At 72.0% G+C, this 14657-nt stretch carries 15 protein-coding genes and 2 pseudogenes; 5 read left to right on the forward strand and 12 right to left on the reverse strand.

Going from position 1 to position 14657, the window contains the following annotated elements:
• Positions 1-173: 173 nt before the first annotated feature.
• On the reverse strand, positions 174-389 hold the full coding sequence (locus DEP02_RS29530) for an I78 family peptidase inhibitor (RefSeq protein WP_112470740.1): 216 nt from the start codon (positions 387-389) through the stop codon (positions 174-176).
• Between the two features lie 434 nt (positions 390-823).
• Here DEP02_RS29530 and ctaD point away from each other — a divergent pair, with 434 nt between their 5' ends.
• Complete coding sequence (ctaD, locus tag DEP02_RS29535) at positions 824-2515, forward strand: aa3-type cytochrome oxidase subunit I (RefSeq protein WP_112470741.1); 1692 nt, start codon at positions 824-826, stop codon at positions 2513-2515.
• Here ctaD and DEP02_RS35930 read toward each other — a convergent pair.
• Both DEP02_RS35930 and DEP02_RS29540 read right to left on the reverse strand, forming a co-directional pair.
• Positions 2397-2884: pseudogene (locus DEP02_RS35930) on the reverse strand (hypothetical protein). The gene ctaD and the pseudogene DEP02_RS35930 sit on opposite strands and share 119 nt — an antisense overlap.
• Before the next feature lie 100 nt (positions 2885-2984).
• The gene (locus DEP02_RS29540; protein WP_112470753.1) at positions 2985-3659 is read right to left on the reverse strand and encodes a LysM peptidoglycan-binding domain-containing protein; all 675 of its coding nucleotides are present in this window, start codon (positions 3657-3659) and stop codon (positions 2985-2987) included.
• A 543-nt stretch (positions 3660-4202) separates the two neighbouring features.
• Here DEP02_RS29540 and DEP02_RS29545 point away from each other — a divergent pair.
• Positions 4203-5036 (forward strand): DUF8842 C-terminal domain-containing protein, encoded by an 834-nt coding sequence (locus DEP02_RS29545; RefSeq protein ID WP_112470742.1) that lies wholly within the window; start codon positions 4203-4205, stop codon positions 5034-5036.
• 53 nt (positions 5037-5089) lie between these two features.
• Positions 5090-5506: a hypothetical protein gene (locus tag DEP02_RS29550; RefSeq protein WP_112470743.1), complete on the forward strand. Its 417-nt coding sequence runs from the start codon at positions 5090-5092 to the stop codon at positions 5504-5506.
• A 56-nt stretch (positions 5507-5562) separates the two neighbouring features.
• On the opposite strand, the gene der is transcribed toward DEP02_RS29550, so the two are convergent.
• The 5 genes from der to aroH all read right to left on the reverse strand — a co-directional run bounded on the left by der (position 5563) and on the right by aroH (position 10073).
• Positions 5563-7047: a ribosome biogenesis GTPase Der gene (gene der, locus DEP02_RS29555; RefSeq protein WP_112470744.1), complete on the reverse strand. Its 1485-nt coding sequence runs from the start codon at positions 7045-7047 to the stop codon at positions 5563-5565.
• Between the two features lie 63 nt (positions 7048-7110).
• Positions 7111-7878 carry a lysophospholipid acyltransferase family protein gene (locus DEP02_RS29560; protein WP_198668652.1) on the reverse strand — a complete coding sequence of 256 codons (768 nt, stop codon included), beginning with the start codon at positions 7876-7878 and terminating at the stop codon, positions 7111-7113.
• Positions 7836-8531 carry a (d)CMP kinase gene (gene cmk / locus DEP02_RS29565; protein ID WP_112470745.1) on the reverse strand — a complete coding sequence of 232 codons (696 nt, stop codon included), beginning with the start codon at positions 8529-8531 and terminating at the stop codon, positions 7836-7838. Before cmk ends, DEP02_RS29560 begins: the two co-directional genes overlap by 43 nt.
• 97 nt (positions 8532-8628) lie before the next feature.
• Positions 8629-9714: a prephenate dehydrogenase gene (locus DEP02_RS29570; protein WP_112470746.1), complete on the reverse strand. Its 1086-nt coding sequence runs from the start codon at positions 9712-9714 to the stop codon at positions 8629-8631.
• The gene (gene aroH / locus DEP02_RS29575) at positions 9711-10073 is read right to left on the reverse strand and encodes a chorismate mutase (RefSeq protein WP_112470747.1); all 363 of its coding nucleotides are present in this window, start codon (positions 10071-10073) and stop codon (positions 9711-9713) included. Before aroH ends, DEP02_RS29570 begins: the two co-directional genes overlap by 4 nt.
• Before the next feature lie 223 nt (positions 10074-10296).
• Between aroH and DEP02_RS29580 the strand changes: the two genes are divergently transcribed.
• Positions 10297-10776 carry a Rieske (2Fe-2S) protein gene (locus tag DEP02_RS29580; RefSeq protein WP_112470748.1) on the forward strand — a complete coding sequence of 160 codons (480 nt, stop codon included), beginning with the start codon at positions 10297-10299 and terminating at the stop codon, positions 10774-10776.
• Positions 10777-10798: 22 nt separating this feature from the next.
• A complete protein-coding gene (locus DEP02_RS29585) occupies positions 10799-11494 on the forward strand; it encodes a nucleotidyltransferase domain-containing protein (RefSeq protein ID WP_112470749.1) in 696 nt (231 codons plus the stop codon).
• Here DEP02_RS29585 and DEP02_RS29590 read toward each other — a convergent pair.
• The 4 genes and pseudogenes from DEP02_RS29590 to DEP02_RS29605 all read right to left on the reverse strand — a co-directional run.
• A complete protein-coding gene (locus DEP02_RS29590) occupies positions 11491-12576 on the reverse strand; it encodes a pseudouridine synthase (protein WP_112470750.1) in 1086 nt (361 codons plus the stop codon). The genes DEP02_RS29585 and DEP02_RS29590 overlap by 4 nt on opposite strands.
• 12 nt (positions 12577-12588) lie before the next feature.
• Entirely contained in the window at positions 12589-13242 is a 654-nt protein-coding gene (gene scpB / locus DEP02_RS29595; protein ID WP_112470751.1) for an SMC-Scp complex subunit ScpB, read from the reverse strand.
• Entirely contained in the window at positions 13239-14339 is a 1101-nt protein-coding gene (locus DEP02_RS29600) for a segregation and condensation protein A (protein ID WP_112470752.1), read from the reverse strand. The genes scpB and DEP02_RS29600 overlap by 4 nt, the downstream gene beginning before the upstream one ends.
• A gap of 18 nt (positions 14340-14357) precedes the next feature.
• A pseudogene (locus DEP02_RS29605) lies at positions 14358-14657 on the reverse strand (hypothetical protein); the annotation flags it as partial.

A 14657-nucleotide genomic window follows, 5' to 3' on the forward strand; every position in this document is an offset into this window, starting at 1 on the left:
CCTCGCCCCGGGCCGCCACGCGGCCCGCCCGGAACGCACACCGGTCACCCCGGCCGGCGGTCGCCGGCCGTCGCATCCCGACCGGCACCCGCGCGGCACGGCCTCGGCGGCCCGCCCGCTGACCGGCAGTTGACGGCAGGACCGCCGCGGGACCGGAGGCCCCCCGCGGCGGTTCAGCCCTTCCAGGCGCGGGTCACGCGGCCGTTCCTGACCTCGAAGTTCATCCGGCCGACCCGGTACTCCATGGTGATGATCGTGCCCGGCTGCAGCGACCGCACCGTGCTCCAGCCCCGTTCGCGCGCGAGCCGCTCGGCCTGCCCGGCCTCGAGGCCGACGTACGTGTCCGGACTGTCCTGGGGCTCCGTCGGCGGAGTGGGAATCGATGCCATACCACCACGCTAGGCCCTGACCCGCGGCTGAGGAAGTGCACCCCGGCACCTGAGTCACACATGCCTCCGCTGTCACGCTTCGGTCACAGAATCATGACCTCGGATCGGCCCAACTCCCTCACCCGTGCGGGCGATTCCAGGTCCCTTCCGCAATCATTCGAGCGCAATTCCCGGCGACCGGTGCGGCACCCGGAAAAGGCCCGGTGGAATGCCCGGTGAGAAGCCCCCCGCCCCGTCCCGGACCGCCCTCGCATTCCGGGTCCGGACCGGCTCGCGGAAGCTGACGCCGCATAGGAATTTCACCGTTCCGGCACACAATGCCCGCACCCCCCTGTCGCAGCGCGCGGTCACGCGCGCATCATGGCAGGAGCCCCCGGCCGACCGGCCGTGGGCCGCGGCGAACCCGGGCGCGAGGAGCGGAGGGCGAGCGAGCGATGGGGACCCAGACCGCAGCGGCGGCGGCACGGCCAGCGCCCGGAAAACAGCCCGGCAGGCTGGTGGTCGACTGGCTGACGACCACCGACCACAAGAAGATCGGCCACCTCTACCTGATCACGTCATTCGTGTTCTTCCTGGTCGGCGGGGTGATGGCGCTGCTGATGCGGGCCGAACTCGCCCGCCCCGGGCTGCAGCTCATGGACAACCAGCAGTTCAACCAGCTGTTCACCATGCACGGCACGATCATGCTGCTGCTGTTCGCGACCCCGACCTTCGCGGGCTTCGCCAACGAGCTGATGCCGCTGCAGATCGGCGCGCCGGACGTCGCCTTCCCCCGGCTGAACATGCTGTCGTACTGGCTGTTCCTGTTCGGCGGGCTGATCGTGCTCGGCTCACTGCTCGTGCCCGACGGGCCGGCCGCCTTCGGCTGGTTCGCCTACGCCCCGCTCAACGACGCGGCGCACTCCCCCGGCATCGGCCCGGACCTGTGGATCATGGGCCTTGCGCTGGCCGGCTTCGGGACGATCCTCGGCGCGGTCAACTTCCTGACCACGATCATCGGCATGCGCGCGCCCGGCATGACGATGTTCCGGATGCCGATCTTCACCTGGAACACGCTGTTCACCTCGATCCTGATCCTGCTGGCGTTCCCGGTGCTGGCGGCCGCGCTGCTGGTGCTGGAGGCGGACCGCAGGTTCGGCTCGCAGGTCTTCGAGGCGGCGAACGGCGGGGCGCTGCTGTGGCAGCACCTGTTCTGGTTCTTCGGCCATCCGGAGGTGTACATCATCGCGCTGCCGTTCTTCGGGATCATCACCGAGATCATCCCGGCGTTCGCCCGCAAGCCGATCTTCGGCTATCTGACGCTGGTCGGCGCGACCATGGCGATCACCGGTCTGTCGGTGGTGGTGTGGGCGCACCACATGTTCGCCACCGGCGCGGTGCTGCTGCCGTTCTTCTCCTTCATGAGCTTCCTGATCGCCGTGCCGACGGGCGTGAAGTTCTTCAACTGGACCGGCACGATGCTCAAGGGCTCGCTGTCCTTCGAGACGCCGATGCTGTGGGCGATCGGCTTCCTGGTGTCGTTCCTGTTCGGCGGTCTGACCGGGGTGATCCTCGCCTCGCCGCCGCTGGACTTCCACGTCACGGACAGCTATTTCGTGGTCGCCCACTTCCACTACGTCGTCTTCGGCACGGTCGTCTTCGCGACCTTCGGCGGCTTCTACTTCTGGTGGCCGAAGTTCACCGGGAAGATGCTCGACGAACGCATCGGCAAGATCCACTTCTGGACGTTGTTCATCGGCTTCCACACCACGTTCCTGGTGCAGCACTGGCTGGGCGCGGAGGGCATGCCCCGGCGGTACGCCGACTATCTCGCCGCGGACGGCTTCACCGCCTTGAACACCCTGTCGACGATCGGCGCGTTCCTGCTCGGCATGTCGACGCTGCCGTTCCTCTACAACGTGTGGAAGACGGCCAAGTACGGCCGGAAGGTCGAGGTGGACGACCCCTGGGGCTACGGCCGCTCCCTGGAGTGGGCGACCTCCTGCCCGCCGCCCCGGCACAACTTCGTCACCCTCCCCCGGATCCGCTCGGAGTCCCCGGCGTTCGACCTGCACCACCCCGAGTACGCCGGCCAGGCCCCGCAGCCCGAGCCGGAGCGGCATCAAGCCGGTCACGAGCGGCCCTGATCGCCTCGGTGGGCTCCAGCACCTCGAACGCGAACCCCGTCGGCCTCCGGGGTCCCGGCGTGCGTGGCGTACGCGCGCGTGGAGACGCCCTGGGAGACATGGGCGGCGAGGTCGTCTGTTGCGGAGGGCTCGGGACCGCGCGGCACCGGCACGGTGAAGGCGTTCAGGGGCAGCGGGCAGCCGGGCGTCCGCGCCGAACTGGTGGCCGCCGCCGGTGCCGGGGCCGACGTCGGCCGGGTGACCGAGCTCGCGCAGCCGGTCCACGCCCCGGCGCACCGTGCGCGGGGTGCGCGGGGTGGCCCCGAGCCTCCCCCCTGCCTTGAGGGCGTGGAAGGTACGCCCGGGCAAGCTCGGCGCCGGACCGCTCACGTCGGCCGCGGAGCGGCGCCGCGGCGTGGCCGTGACGGGCAGGCCCCGTCCTGTCGGGTGACCGGACGGGGCCCGGTGTCCCGGGCATGAGGGGAACGGCTCAGAGCGCGAGGCGCTGCCCGGGCACGATCAGGTCGGGATCTTCGCCGATGACGGACTTGTTGGCGCCGTACAGCCGCTGCCAGGTGGTCCCGTGCCGGGCGGCGATGCCGCTCAGCGTGTCGCCCGCGCGGACGGTGTAGTCGCCGCGGGAGGCACTGCGGTCGGTGTGGCCCGTCTCGCGTGCCGGCGTCTTCGACGGCCGCTGCGACGGGGCTGCCTGTGTCTTCTGCTCGACGGGCTTGGCCGGCTTGACGGACTTGTGCGTCGATCCGGTCCCCGGCGCGCTACCGGAGGCCCCCGCCCGGACCGAGCAGACCGGCCACGCGCCCCAGCCCTGGGCCTGCTGGACCCTGGTGGCGACGGCGATCTGCTGGGCCCTGGAGGCCCGGTCGGCGGTGGGCGCGTAGGCCGTGCCGCCGTAGGCGCGCCAGGTGCCGGCGGCGAACTGCAGCCCGCCGTAGTAGCCGTTGCCGGTGTTGATGTGCCAGTTGCCGCCGCTCTCGCACTGGGCGATGCGGTCCCACACTCCCCCGTCCGCCGCGTGGGCGTTGCCGGTCGCGGCCAGCAGCCCGAGCGGGGCGAGCAGCACCGCTCCGGCGAGAGCCGCCGCCGTCCGCGCCCTGCGGGCGCTGTCGTGCGTGGTGTCGTGGCTCTTGTCGGCACATTCGGACATGTACATCCCCTTCGAAGCACTCGGGGTCCCCCAAGGCGGGGCGTGCCCGCCGCGCATGGACGCGGCCGGCGCGCTCACCCCGTCCGCCGGAAGAGGTCGAGCCCAGTGGTGCCGGTTCGGTGCGGTCGGCGGACGTACCCGAGCGGTGCTCGTTGCACACGGTCGAGGAATGTAAGGAGCTGGCAGCGCCCGGAGCAACCAACCCTCAGTCCGAGCAGGCCAGTTGACGGTTACCGGAGGTAGCGGCTTTTTTCGGACACCCACTTCGTCCGCTGATTTCGGGATTTGCCAACCACTCGCGCGGGTGATCTGTGACCTACTTCACCCCATCAAGCCCCTTGATTTTTCGAGGAGTTGACGATGAGTGCCGGATTCCGCGCCTGACGTGACCCTGTGCGCAGGACGGTTCGATTCCGTTCGGCTGAGGGCGTGACTCCCACCACAGATCACCCGTTGTCTTCTTCATGAGCCGGGTGCCCTCCCGGTTCCTGGGCCGGGAGCCACCCGGTCCCGCCACGCATCCGCATCCCGAGGGAGCCAACCGTGCCGCGCATGCTCGACGTCAGCGACGCCGTACGCGCCGAGATCGGCGACGAAGAAGCCGACCGGCTGCTCGCCGGAGAGAACGCCCCGGGCAGTTACGACTGCACGTCCTGCCGCACCCCGGGCGACTGCGAACAGGAGCGCACCAGCACCGTCCTGTTCGTCGGGGACGAGACCGCCGTCCTCGCCTTCGCCCACGCCACCTGCCTGCCCTCGCAGGTCGTCCAGGTCACCGAGGAGCAGCTGCGCGGCGCGGTCCGCTCCATCAGCGCCGACGCGGGCGCCGTGGGCAGGGTGCCCGAGCAGGCCCAGCCGCAGCAGACCGCGCCCGAGCGGGCCGCGCCGCAGAAGGCCGTACCGGAGCAGGCCGTGCTCGGGGTGACCAGCGGACTCGTGCTCATCGCCGGGGAGTTGCACCCCGCCCTGGTCGTCGAGCCGACCGCGCCCATCGTGCGCCCGGGCTCGCTGAGCGCCGACGACGAATTCCTGCCGCTGCTCGTCGAGCAGGGCTTCCTGCCGGTGACCGAGATCGCCTCCGTACCGCCCGTGCTGCACGGCTGGTCGGTACTGCTCGCCGTGGGCCGGCTGCACGCCGTGCTCCAGCCGGGCTCGGGCGGCGGCGGCCCGGTGGCCTGGTGGCAGGCGCACCAGCCGCTCCAGGTCACCGACGGCTGGCGGGCGGCGGCCAACAAGCACCAGCAGGTGCTGATGTTCGCGGCGCCGGCCGGCTCCATCGGCCGCCAGCCGCGCGAGGACCTGCTGCGAGGGGCACTGGACAAGGCGGCGGCAGGCGGAAGGCTGGTCGCGGCGGCGCTGCCGCTCGCCGGTACCTGAGAGCTCGTCGGGCCCGGCCGCATCCCTTCCGGTCCGGGGTCGTTTGGACATACGTGCACGCATACGACGTTCCCCGCCGCCAGTCCTACCCGCCGATCCCTTCGCCGACCTCCCGACCGCGCTCGTCGAGCCGGGAGCTCTCCCCGTCGCGGTCGGCCCAGGACCTTCACGGCGGCCCCTCGGCCACGCCGATCTACGACGCGCTCTACGTCGAGTACGTCAAGTCCTTCCGGACCCTGCCGGGCGACCGCAGCGGCGAGGAGGATCTGGGCTTCGTCGCCTTCGGGAACCTCCGGCACGGTACGGGCTCGAACGCGTACAGCGCCTACAGTGCGGGCGCGTACAGCACCCGCCACGGCACCGGCCGGCAGCAGACGCAGTGGCAGCGCGTCGGGACGATCGGGCGGCAGGACACCGGGGCCCAGCACCTTCCGGCGGCGCTGCCGCCCGGCCCGCGTCGCGGAGCCTGACGTTCCGGCAAGCGGAAGGGCGGCCCCCGAGTCGGGGGGCCGCCCTTCCGTTTCGGTCACTTCCTCTTCGTGCCGCGCTTCTCGCGGACCCGCACCGAGAGCTGGATCGGCGTCCCCTCGAAGCCGAACTCTTCGCGCAGCCGCCGCTCGATGAAGCGCCGGTAGCTCGCCTCGATGAAGCCGGTGGCGAACAGCACGAACCGCGGCGGCTTGGTGCCTGCCTGGGTGCCGAACAGGATGCGCGGCTGCTTGCCGCCCCGGACCGGGTGCGGGTGGGCGGCGACGAGTTCGCCGAGGAAGGTGTTGAGGCGGCCGGTCGGCACCCGGCTCTCCCAGCCGGCCAGCGCCGTCTCGATCGCCGGAACCAGCTTCTCCATGTGCCGCCCGGTGCGCGCCGAGACGTTCACGCGCGGGGCCCAGGAGATCTGCGCGAGATCGGTCTCGATCTCCCGCTCCAGGTAGTAGCGGCGCTCCTCGTCGAGGTTGTCCCACTTGTTGTAGGCGATGACAAGCGCGCGGCCCGCCTCGACGGCCATGGTGATGATCCGCTGGTCCTGCACCGAGATGGTCTCGGAGGCGTCGATCAGGACGACGGCGACCTCGGCCTTCTCCACGGCGGCCGCGGTGCGCAGCGAGGCGTAGTAGTCGGCGCCCTGCTGGAGGTGGACGCGCTTGCGGATGCCGGCGGTGTCGATGAACTTCCAGGTCTTGCCGCCCAGTTCGATCAGCTCGTCGACCGGGTCGCGGGTGGTGCCCGCCAGTTCGTCGACGACGACGCGCTCCTCGCCGGCCACCTTGTTCAGCAGGGAGGACTTGCCGACGTTCGGCCGGCCGATCAGCGCCACCCGGCGCGGGCCGCCGATGCCGGTCCCGCCGAAGGTCTCGCGCGGCGCCTCGGGCAGCACCTCCAGGACGCGGTCCAGCATGTCGCCGGTGCCGCGGCCGTGCAGCGCCGAGACCGGGTACGGCTCGCCGAGGCCCAGGGACCACAGGTACGTCGCGTCGGCCTCGCCGCTCGGGCCGTCGACCTTGTTGGCGCACAGCACCACCGGCTTGCCCGCCTTGCGCAGCAGCCGGACGACCGCCTCGTCGGTGTCGGTGGCGCCGACCTTGGCGTCGACGACGAAGACGACCGCGTCGGCGGCCTCGATGGCGTACTCGGCCTGGGCGGCGACGGAGGCGTCGATGCCGAGGACGTCCTGCTCCCAGCCGCCGGTGTCGACGACCTTGAAGCGGCGGCCCGCCCACTCGGCCTCGTAGGTCACGCGATCACGGGTCACGCCCGGCTTGTCCTCGACGACCGCCTCGCGGCGGCCGATGAAGCGGTTCACCAGAGTCGACTTGCCGACATTGGGGCGGCCGACGACGGCGAGCACGGGCAGCGGGCCGTGTCCGGCCGCCTCGATGGCGCCCTCGACGTCCTCGAGGTCGAAGCCCTCTTCCGCGGCGAGCTCCATGAACTCCGCGTACTCGGCGTCGCCGAGCGCCCCGTGATCGTGCTCGTGCTCGGCCGAGCCGTCGGGCTGGATGTGGTCGTTCATGAAGTGCGTACCTCGTCGTTCATCGTGGTGGTCGGTGGAACCCCGCCGGTCCGCGGTGATCCACTACTCAAGTGTCGCCGAGCGCCCGGTCAGGCGCCTGGCGTTTTCCAGGTGGGCTGCGAGCTGCTTCTGGATGCGCTCGGTCGCCTCGTCGAGGGCCCGCCGCGTACGCCGCCCGCTGCCGCCCGCCCGTCGCCCGCCACCGCCCGTGTCGGAGCTTCGCACCCCTTCGATGGCATCGAACGGGTCGCCGAAGACGACGTCGACGCGGGAGCGCAGCGGAGGCAGCCCCTTCATCAACCGTCCGCGCCGCTCGGAACTTCCCAGCACCGCCACCGGCACGATCGGCGCCCCGCCGCGCACCGCGAAGTAGGCGAGCCCCGCGCGCAGGGAGGCGAAGTCGCCCTCGCCGCGCGTGCCCTCGGGGAAGATGCCGAGGACACCGCCGCTGTCCAGGACGCCGAGGGCGCGGGTGATCGCCGTACGGTCGGTGCTGTGCCGGTCCACCTTCAGCTGGCCGATGCCGGTCAGGAAGGGGTCCAGCGGGCCGACGAACGCCTCCTTCTTGATCAGGAAGTGCACCGGCCGGGGTGCGACGCCCATGACCATCGGGCCGTCGATGTTGTGCGAGTGGTTGACGGCGAGGATCGCCGGGCCGGTCGCGGGCACCCTCCAGGCGCCGAGCACCCGCGGGCGCCACAGGCCGTACATCAGCCCGACGCCGATCCGCCGGCCGATGTCGGCACCGCGCTCGGACGGAAGGCCCGTCGTGGGCTCCGGCGAACGGTTCACTTCCCGGCCCGCTTCTCCTCGACGAGGGTGACGACGCACTCGATGACCTGCGCCAGCGTCAGGTCGGTGGTGTCCACCTCGACCGCGTCACCGGCCTTGGCCAGCGGCGAGGTCTTGCGGCTGGAGTCGGCGGCGTCCCGCTTGATCAGGGCCTCGCGGGTGGCGTGGACGTCCACGCCCTTCAGCTCGCCGCTGCGGCGGGCGGCACGGGCCTCCGGGGAGGCGGTGAGGAAGATCTTCAGGTCGGCGTCCGGCAGCACGGTGGTGCCGATGTCACGGCCCTCGACGACGATGCCGGCCTCGGCGGAGGCGGCCAGCGAGCGTTGCAGCTCGGTGATCCGGGTCCGCACCTCGGGTACGGCGCTGACGGCGCTGACCTTGGAGGTGACCTCCTGGGTGCGGATCGGGCCGCCCACGTCCACGCCGTCGACGGTGATCGTCGGCTGGGCCGGGTCGGTGCCGGAGACGATCTCGGGCTTGCCGGCCACGGCGGCGATCGCGGAGGGGTCTTCTATGTCGATCCCGTTGGTCACCATCCACCAGGTGATCGCCCGGTACTGGGCGCCGGTGTCCAGGTAGCTCAGGCCGAGCTGCGCGGCGACGGCTTTCGACGTGCTCGACTTGCCCGTGCCGGAGGGGCCGTCGATGGCGACAATCACGGGCTGGGCGGTCCGGGCGGCGCCGTTTTCCACAGCGGGGCACCTTCCTGGTGAAGGGGGATGGGCAGGGGTGCGGGACGCCGGTCCATGGGGCGCCCCGCACAAGGTTACTGGCTTCCCGGGCCCCCTCTTACTGGCGGATGGCCCAGCCCCTCTCCCGCAGGGCCGCCGCGAGGCGGGGCGCCGCCTTCGGCTCGACCATCAGCTGCACCAGACCGGTCTGCTGCCCGGTGGCGTGCTCGATCCGTACGTCCTCGATGTTGACCCCGGCCATCCCCGCGTCCGCGAAGATGCGGGCCAGCTGTCCGGGCTGGTCGTCGATGAGGACGGCGACGACCTCGTACACGTGCGGCGCGGACCCGTGCTTGCCGGGCACCCGGTCCTGGCCGGCGTTGCCCCGCCGCAGCACCTCCTCGATGCCGTCGCTGCCCTCCCGGCGCTTGGCCTCGTCGGAGGACTGCAGGGCGCGCAGCGCCCGGACGGCCTCGTCCAGGTCGGCGGCGACGTCGGAGAGCAGGTCGGCGACCGGTCCGGGGTTGGCGGACAGGATGTCGATCCACATCCGCGGGTCGGAGGCGGCGATCCGGGTCACGTCCCGGATGCCCTGCCCGCACAGCCGTACGGCCGCCTCCTCGGCGTTCTCCAGACGCGCGGCGACCATGCTGGAGATCAGGTGGGGCATGTGGGAGACGAGGGCCACGGCACGGTCGTGGGCGTCGGCGTCCATCACGATCGGAACCGCACGGCAGTGCGAGACCAGTTCCAGGGCGAGGTTGAGCACCTCGGTGTCGGTGTCCCGGGTGGGGGTGAGCACCCAGGGACGGCCCTCGAAGAGGTCGGCGGTGGCGGCCAGCGGGCCGGACTTCTCGCGGCCCGACATGGGGTGGGTGCCGATGTAGGCGGTCAGGTCCAGGCCGAGCGACTCCAGCTCGCGGCGCGGGCCGCCCTTGACGCTGGCCACGTCCAGGTAGCCGTGGGCCAGGCCCCGGCGCATGGTGTCGGCGAGCACCCCGGCCACGTGCGCCGGAGGTGCGGCGACGATGGCGAGGTCGACGGGACCGTCCGGGGCCTCGTCCGTGCCGGCGCCGAGCGCGGCGGCCGTACGGGCCTGCTCCGGGTCGTGGTCGGCGAGGTGCACGACCACCCCGCGTCGGGCGAGGGCCAGGGCGGCGGAGGTGCCGATGAGCCCGGTGCCGATGACAAGGGCGCTTCTCATTGGGCGATGTCCTTGCGCAGGGCGGCCGCCGCACCGAGGTAGACATGGGCGATCCCGGCGCGCGGCCGGTCGGACTCGATGTGCGCGAGGACCCGGACGACCCGGGGCATGGCGCCCTCGATGTCCAGCTCCTGGGCGCAGATCAGCGGTACGTCGGTGATGCCGAGCTTGCGGGCCGCGGCGGCCGGGAAGTCGCTGTGCAGGTCGGGGGTGGCCGTGAACCAGATGCTGATCAGGTCGTCGGTGGTCAGGCCGTTCCGCTCCAGGACGGCGGTGAGCAGGGCTCCGACCTGCTCATCCATATGACCGGCCTCGTCCCGCTCCAGCTGGACGGCCCCCCGGACCGCTCGTACCGCCACGGCGCTGCTCCTTGCTGACGTGTGTCTTCGTCTCTCTGGCATCCAGCGTAGACAGCCCACGTGATCCGGGTGTGCGGCGCCCGCCCGCTGAGACAGCGAAGGAGAGTACTCCTTTACGGCACTCCATCCCGATTTGCTTCGTCTTTGCCGAATTGGATGCGAAGATGCTGCTGCTCCGCTCGGAGCACCTCCTCCTCCCCAGGCATACCTTCGGAGTGACGACATGACCCAGGGCTCGACGCGGCGCACGGTTCTGGCCACGGGTGCGGTGGCGCTCGTGGCGACAGGCTGCGGCACCAAGGACGGCAGCGGCAACGCCGAGTCGTCCCCGTCCGCGGAAACGTCCCCTCCCTCGCAGGCGTCACCGCCCACGACGGCATCCGCCCCTTCCCCTCCGGCGTCCCCCTCCGCCGCGGGCCGGGTGCTGACGCGGACGAGCGACATCCCCGAGGGCGGGGGCACGATCTTCGCGGCGCAGAAGGTCGTGGTCACCCAGCCGAAGAAGGGCGAGTTCAAGGCCTTCTCGGCGGTCTGCACGCACCAGGGCTGCACGGTGAACCGGGTCGCCGACGGCACCATCGACTGCTCCTGCCACGGCAGCCGCTTCCGTATCGCCGACGGCTCCGTGGCCCACGGGCCGGCGACCCGGCCGCTGCCCGCAGAGCCGATCAAGGTCGAGGGCAATTCCATCAGCCTGGCATGAGGATCCGCGTACGCTCCCGGGCATGCAGCCCGAGGACCTGGTGCGCGACCACACCGTCTACGCCTGTGTCATGGGGTCGAGGGCCTTCGGGCTGGCGACCGACGACAGCGACACGGACCGCCGGGGCGTCTTCCTCGCCCCCACCCCCCTGTTCTGGCGCTTCGAGAAGCCGCCCACACACGTGGACGGCCCGCGGCCCGAACAGTTCAGCTGGGAACTGGAACGCTTCTGCGCACTGGCGCTGCGCGCGAACCCGAACATCCTGGAGTGCCTGCACTCACCGCTGGTGGAGTACGCCGACGACACGGGCCGCGAACTGCTCGCCCTGCGCGAGGCGTTCCTGTCCCGGCAGGTGTACGGGACCTTCACCGGCTACGCCCTCGGCCAGCGCCAAAGGCTCGACGCCGGCCTCCGCACGCTCGGCGCCCCGCGCTGGAAGCACGCCATGCACCTGCTACGTCTGCTGACCGGCGTCCGTGACCTGCTGCGCACGGGCCGGCTGCCCCTCGACGTGGGCGACGAACGCGACCGGCTGCTGGCGGTCAGACGCGGCGAGGTCCCGTGGCCGGCGGTCGAGTCCTGGATGACCCGCCTGGCGGCGCAGGCCGAGGAGGCGTTCCACCGCTCGCCCCTCCCCGAGGAGCCCGACCGCCGACGCGTGGAGGACTTCCTGCACCGTGTCCGCCACGCATCGGCCTGCCGGGCGGCACCCGTCTAGAGGTCGACCTCCTTCATCAGCCTGCCGACCTCCGTGTTGGACAGGCGGCGCAGCCAGCCCGACTTCTGGTCGCCGAGGGTGACGGGGCCGAAGCCGGTGCGGACGAGTTTGTCGACCGGGAAGCCGGCGGCGGCGAGCATACGGCGGACGATGTGCTTGCGGCCCTCGTGGAGGGTGACCTCGACCAGGTAGTTCCTGCCGGTCTGCTCGACGACCCGGAAGTGGTCCGCGCGCGCGTAGCCGTCCTCCAGCTGGATGCCGTCCTTGAGCCTCTTGCCCAGGTCGCGCGGGATGGGGCCGACGATGTGCGCGAGGTAGGTCTTGCGCACGTTGTACCTGGGGTGGGTCAGGCGGTGGGCCAGCTCACCGTGGTTGGTGAGCAGGATGACGCCCTCGGTCTCGGTGTCCAGGCGGCCGACGTGGAACAGTCGCGTCTCGCGGTTGGTGACGTAGTCGCCGAGGCACTGGCGGCCCTCCGGGTCCTCCATGGTGGAGACGACACCGGCGGGCTTGTTCAGCGAGAAGAACTGGTACGACTGTGTGGCCACCGTCAGGCCGTCGACCTTGACCTCGTCCTTCTCCGGGTCGACCCGGCGGCCCTGCTCCAGGACGATCTCGCCGTTGACCTCGACCCGCGCCTGCTCGATCAGCTCCTCGCAGGCCCGCCGCGAACCGTATCCCGCGCGCGCGAGGACCTTCTGCAGCCGCTCGCCCTCCTGCTCGGCGCCGGGGAAGGTCCTGGGCGGCTTGACGTCCGCCTTGCCCGCGTTCCGCTCGGAAGTCCCGGCGTAGCGCTCGCGGTTGCGCTCCTCGGCCCGCGTCTCGTACTCGCGGGAGCGGGCGGGGGCCGTACGGCCGCGCCGCTGCGGCTGCTGTGCCTTCTTCGGGCCGCCCTTGGCGCCGCCGCGGGCCGCGCCGCCGCGTCCCGGCCTCGGACCGTCCTGGGTGGCGTCGGGGCCCACGTCGTAGCGGCGCTCCTCGGGGCGGGGCTTGCGGGGACGCCCCGACCCCTGCCGCTCGTCCCGGTTGTTGCCGGCGCCGCGGTAGTTGCCGCGTCCGCTGTTCCTGCCGCTGCTTCGCATCAATGTTCCGTCTTAGTCGTCTGCGTCCTGACCGCCGGGCGCGTCGGGCGCGTCCGGGTCGAACGACGGCACGCCTTCCTGGGTCTCGGCCTCGATCGCCTCCGCCTCCGGGAGGAAGGGCGCGAGCTCCGGGAGCTCGTCCAGACCACGCAGGCCCATCCGCTCCAGGAAGTAGTTCGTCGTCCCGTACAGGATCGCACCTGTTTCGGGTTCCGTGCCCGCCTCCTCGACCAGACCGCGCTGGAGCAGGGTGCGCATGACGCCGTCGCAGTTGACTCCGCGTACGGCCGAGACGCGGCTGCGGCTGACCGGCTGGCGGTAGGCGACCACGGCGAGGGTCTCCAGGGCGGCCTGGGTGAGGCGGGCCTGCCGGCCGTCGAGTACGAAGCCCTCGACGGCGGCGGCGTACTCGGGGCGGGTGTAGAAGCGCCAGCCGCCGGCGACGAGCCTGAGCTCGAAGCCGCGGCCCTGCGTGGTGTACTCGTCGGCCAGTTCGCGCAGCGCGTCCGCGATCTGCCGCCGGGGCCGCTGGAGTATCTTCGCCAGGTGCTCCTCGGTGGCGGGCTCGTCCACGACCATGAGGACGGCCTCCAGGGCGGGCTTGAGCTCCAGTTCGGCGACGGCGGGCCGCCCCCCGTCGCCCGGCTCGGTGATCTCCTTGCTCACGCCTTCCTCTCCTCCCTGGACCCCCTGGTCTCCTCGGGTGGCCGGTCGAACTCGTCGGTCACCCTGGGCGTCGCCTCCCCGTCTCCTCCGGTCCACCGCACGATGAGCTCGCCGAGCGGCGCCTCCTGCTCCAGGGCCACGGCCTTCTCCCGGTACAGCTCGAGGAGCGCGAGGAAGCGGGCCACGACGGTGAGCGTGTCGTCGGTGTCCTCCACGAGCGTGCGGAAGCGGGCCTCGCCCAGCTCGCGCAGCCGCGCGACGACGATCCCGGCCTGCTCCCGCACGCTGACCAGCGGGGCGTGGATGTGGTCTACGTACACCTGCGGCCTGGGCCTGGGCTGCATCGCCTTGACCGCGAGCCGGGCGAAGCCCTCGGCGCCGATGCTGATGACGACGTCGGGCAGCAGCTCGGCGTGGTGCGGTTCCAGTCCGACGGTACGGGGGTGGTGCCGGCCTTCCTCCTCCAGGCGCCGGCTGAAGACGTCGGCGACCTGCTTGTAGGCCCGGTACTGCAACAGCCGGGCGAACAGCAGGTCCCGGGCCTCCAGCAACGCCAGGTCGGCCTCGTCCTCCACCTCGGCGGCGGGCAGCAGCCTGGCCGCCTTGAGGTCGAGCAGCGTGGCGGCCACCACGAGGAACTCGGTCGTCCGGTCCAGGTCCCAGTCCGGCCCCATGGCCCGGATGTGCGCCATGAACTCGTCGGTGACCTTGGACAGGGCGACCTCGGTGACGTCCAGCTTGTGTTTGGAGATCAGCTGGAGGAGGAGGTCGAAGGGGCCCTCGAAGTTGGAGAGGCGGACCTTGAAGACACCGTCGGAGGGCTCGGGTGCGCCCGCGGGATCCGCGGGAGGCGGCGGGCCCTCGACGGGCTCCGGCTCCGGTGCGACGACCTCGGGTTCCGGCGCACCGACCTCCGGCTCCGGCGCGACAGCCTCCGGTTCGACGGCCTCCGGCTCGGGAAGCTGCGGCCCGGGTACCGCCACGGAAGTCGCGACCGGTTCCGCGGGCGGTGCCACGGACGCGGCACCGGGCCCCCTCCCCAGCACACGCCGACGTCGGGCGTTCGCGCCGGGAGGGGGAGCGTCGTTCGAGGTCATGACCCCCGCAGGCTACCGCTACCGCCCGCGCAGCCGCCGCACGAGGATGCTGGCGTCCCCGCGGGACTCCAGGTCGGCCAGGACCACGGCGACCGCCTCGCGGACGATGCGGCCGCGGTCCACCGCCAGGCCGTGCTCACCGCGCAGCACCAGGCGGGCGTGCTCCAGGTCCATGAGTTCCTCGGCGGACACGTACACGGTGATCTTCTCGTCGTGCCGCTCCCGCCCGCTGGGCCGGCGCGGGGTGCCGCGGCTCCGCTTGCGCGGCGGCGCGGCGGCAGAGCCTTCCTGCGCCGCCGTACGCCGCACGGGCCGCTC

Origin of the sequence: Streptomyces triticisoli, from assembly GCF_003270085.1 — a bacterium.
GTDB classification, from domain to species: domain Bacteria; phylum Actinomycetota; class Actinomycetes; order Streptomycetales; family Streptomycetaceae; genus Streptomyces; species Streptomyces triticisoli.

Coding starts and splice junctions, on each gene's coding strand:
- DEP02_RS29570 (WP_112470746.1), bottom strand. CDS start 9,714: ATGAGAAGCGCCCTTGTCATCGGCACCGGGCTCATCGGCACCTCCGCC.
- ctaD (WP_112470741.1), top strand. CDS start 824: ATGGGGACCCAGACCGCAGCGGCGGCGGCACGGCCAGCGCCCGGAAAA.
- DEP02_RS29540 (WP_112470753.1), bottom strand. CDS start 3,659: ATGTCCGAATGTGCCGACAAGAGCCACGACACCACGCACGACAGCGCC.
- DEP02_RS29600 (WP_112470752.1), bottom strand. CDS start 14,339: ATGACCTCGAACGACGCTCCCCCTCCCGGCGCGAACGCCCGACGTCGG.
- DEP02_RS29590 (WP_112470750.1), bottom strand. CDS start 12,576: ATGCGAAGCAGCGGCAGGAACAGCGGACGCGGCAACTACCGCGGCGCC.
- der (WP_112470744.1), bottom strand. CDS start 7,047: ATGAACGACCACATCCAGCCCGACGGCTCGGCCGAGCACGAGCACGAT.
- DEP02_RS29585 (WP_112470749.1), top strand. CDS start 10,799: ATGCAGCCCGAGGACCTGGTGCGCGACCACACCGTCTACGCCTGTGTC.
- DEP02_RS29580 (WP_112470748.1), top strand. CDS start 10,297: ATGACCCAGGGCTCGACGCGGCGCACGGTTCTGGCCACGGGTGCGGTG.
- DEP02_RS29530 (WP_112470740.1), bottom strand. CDS start 389: ATGGCATCGATTCCCACTCCGCCGACGGAGCCCCAGGACAGTCCGGAC.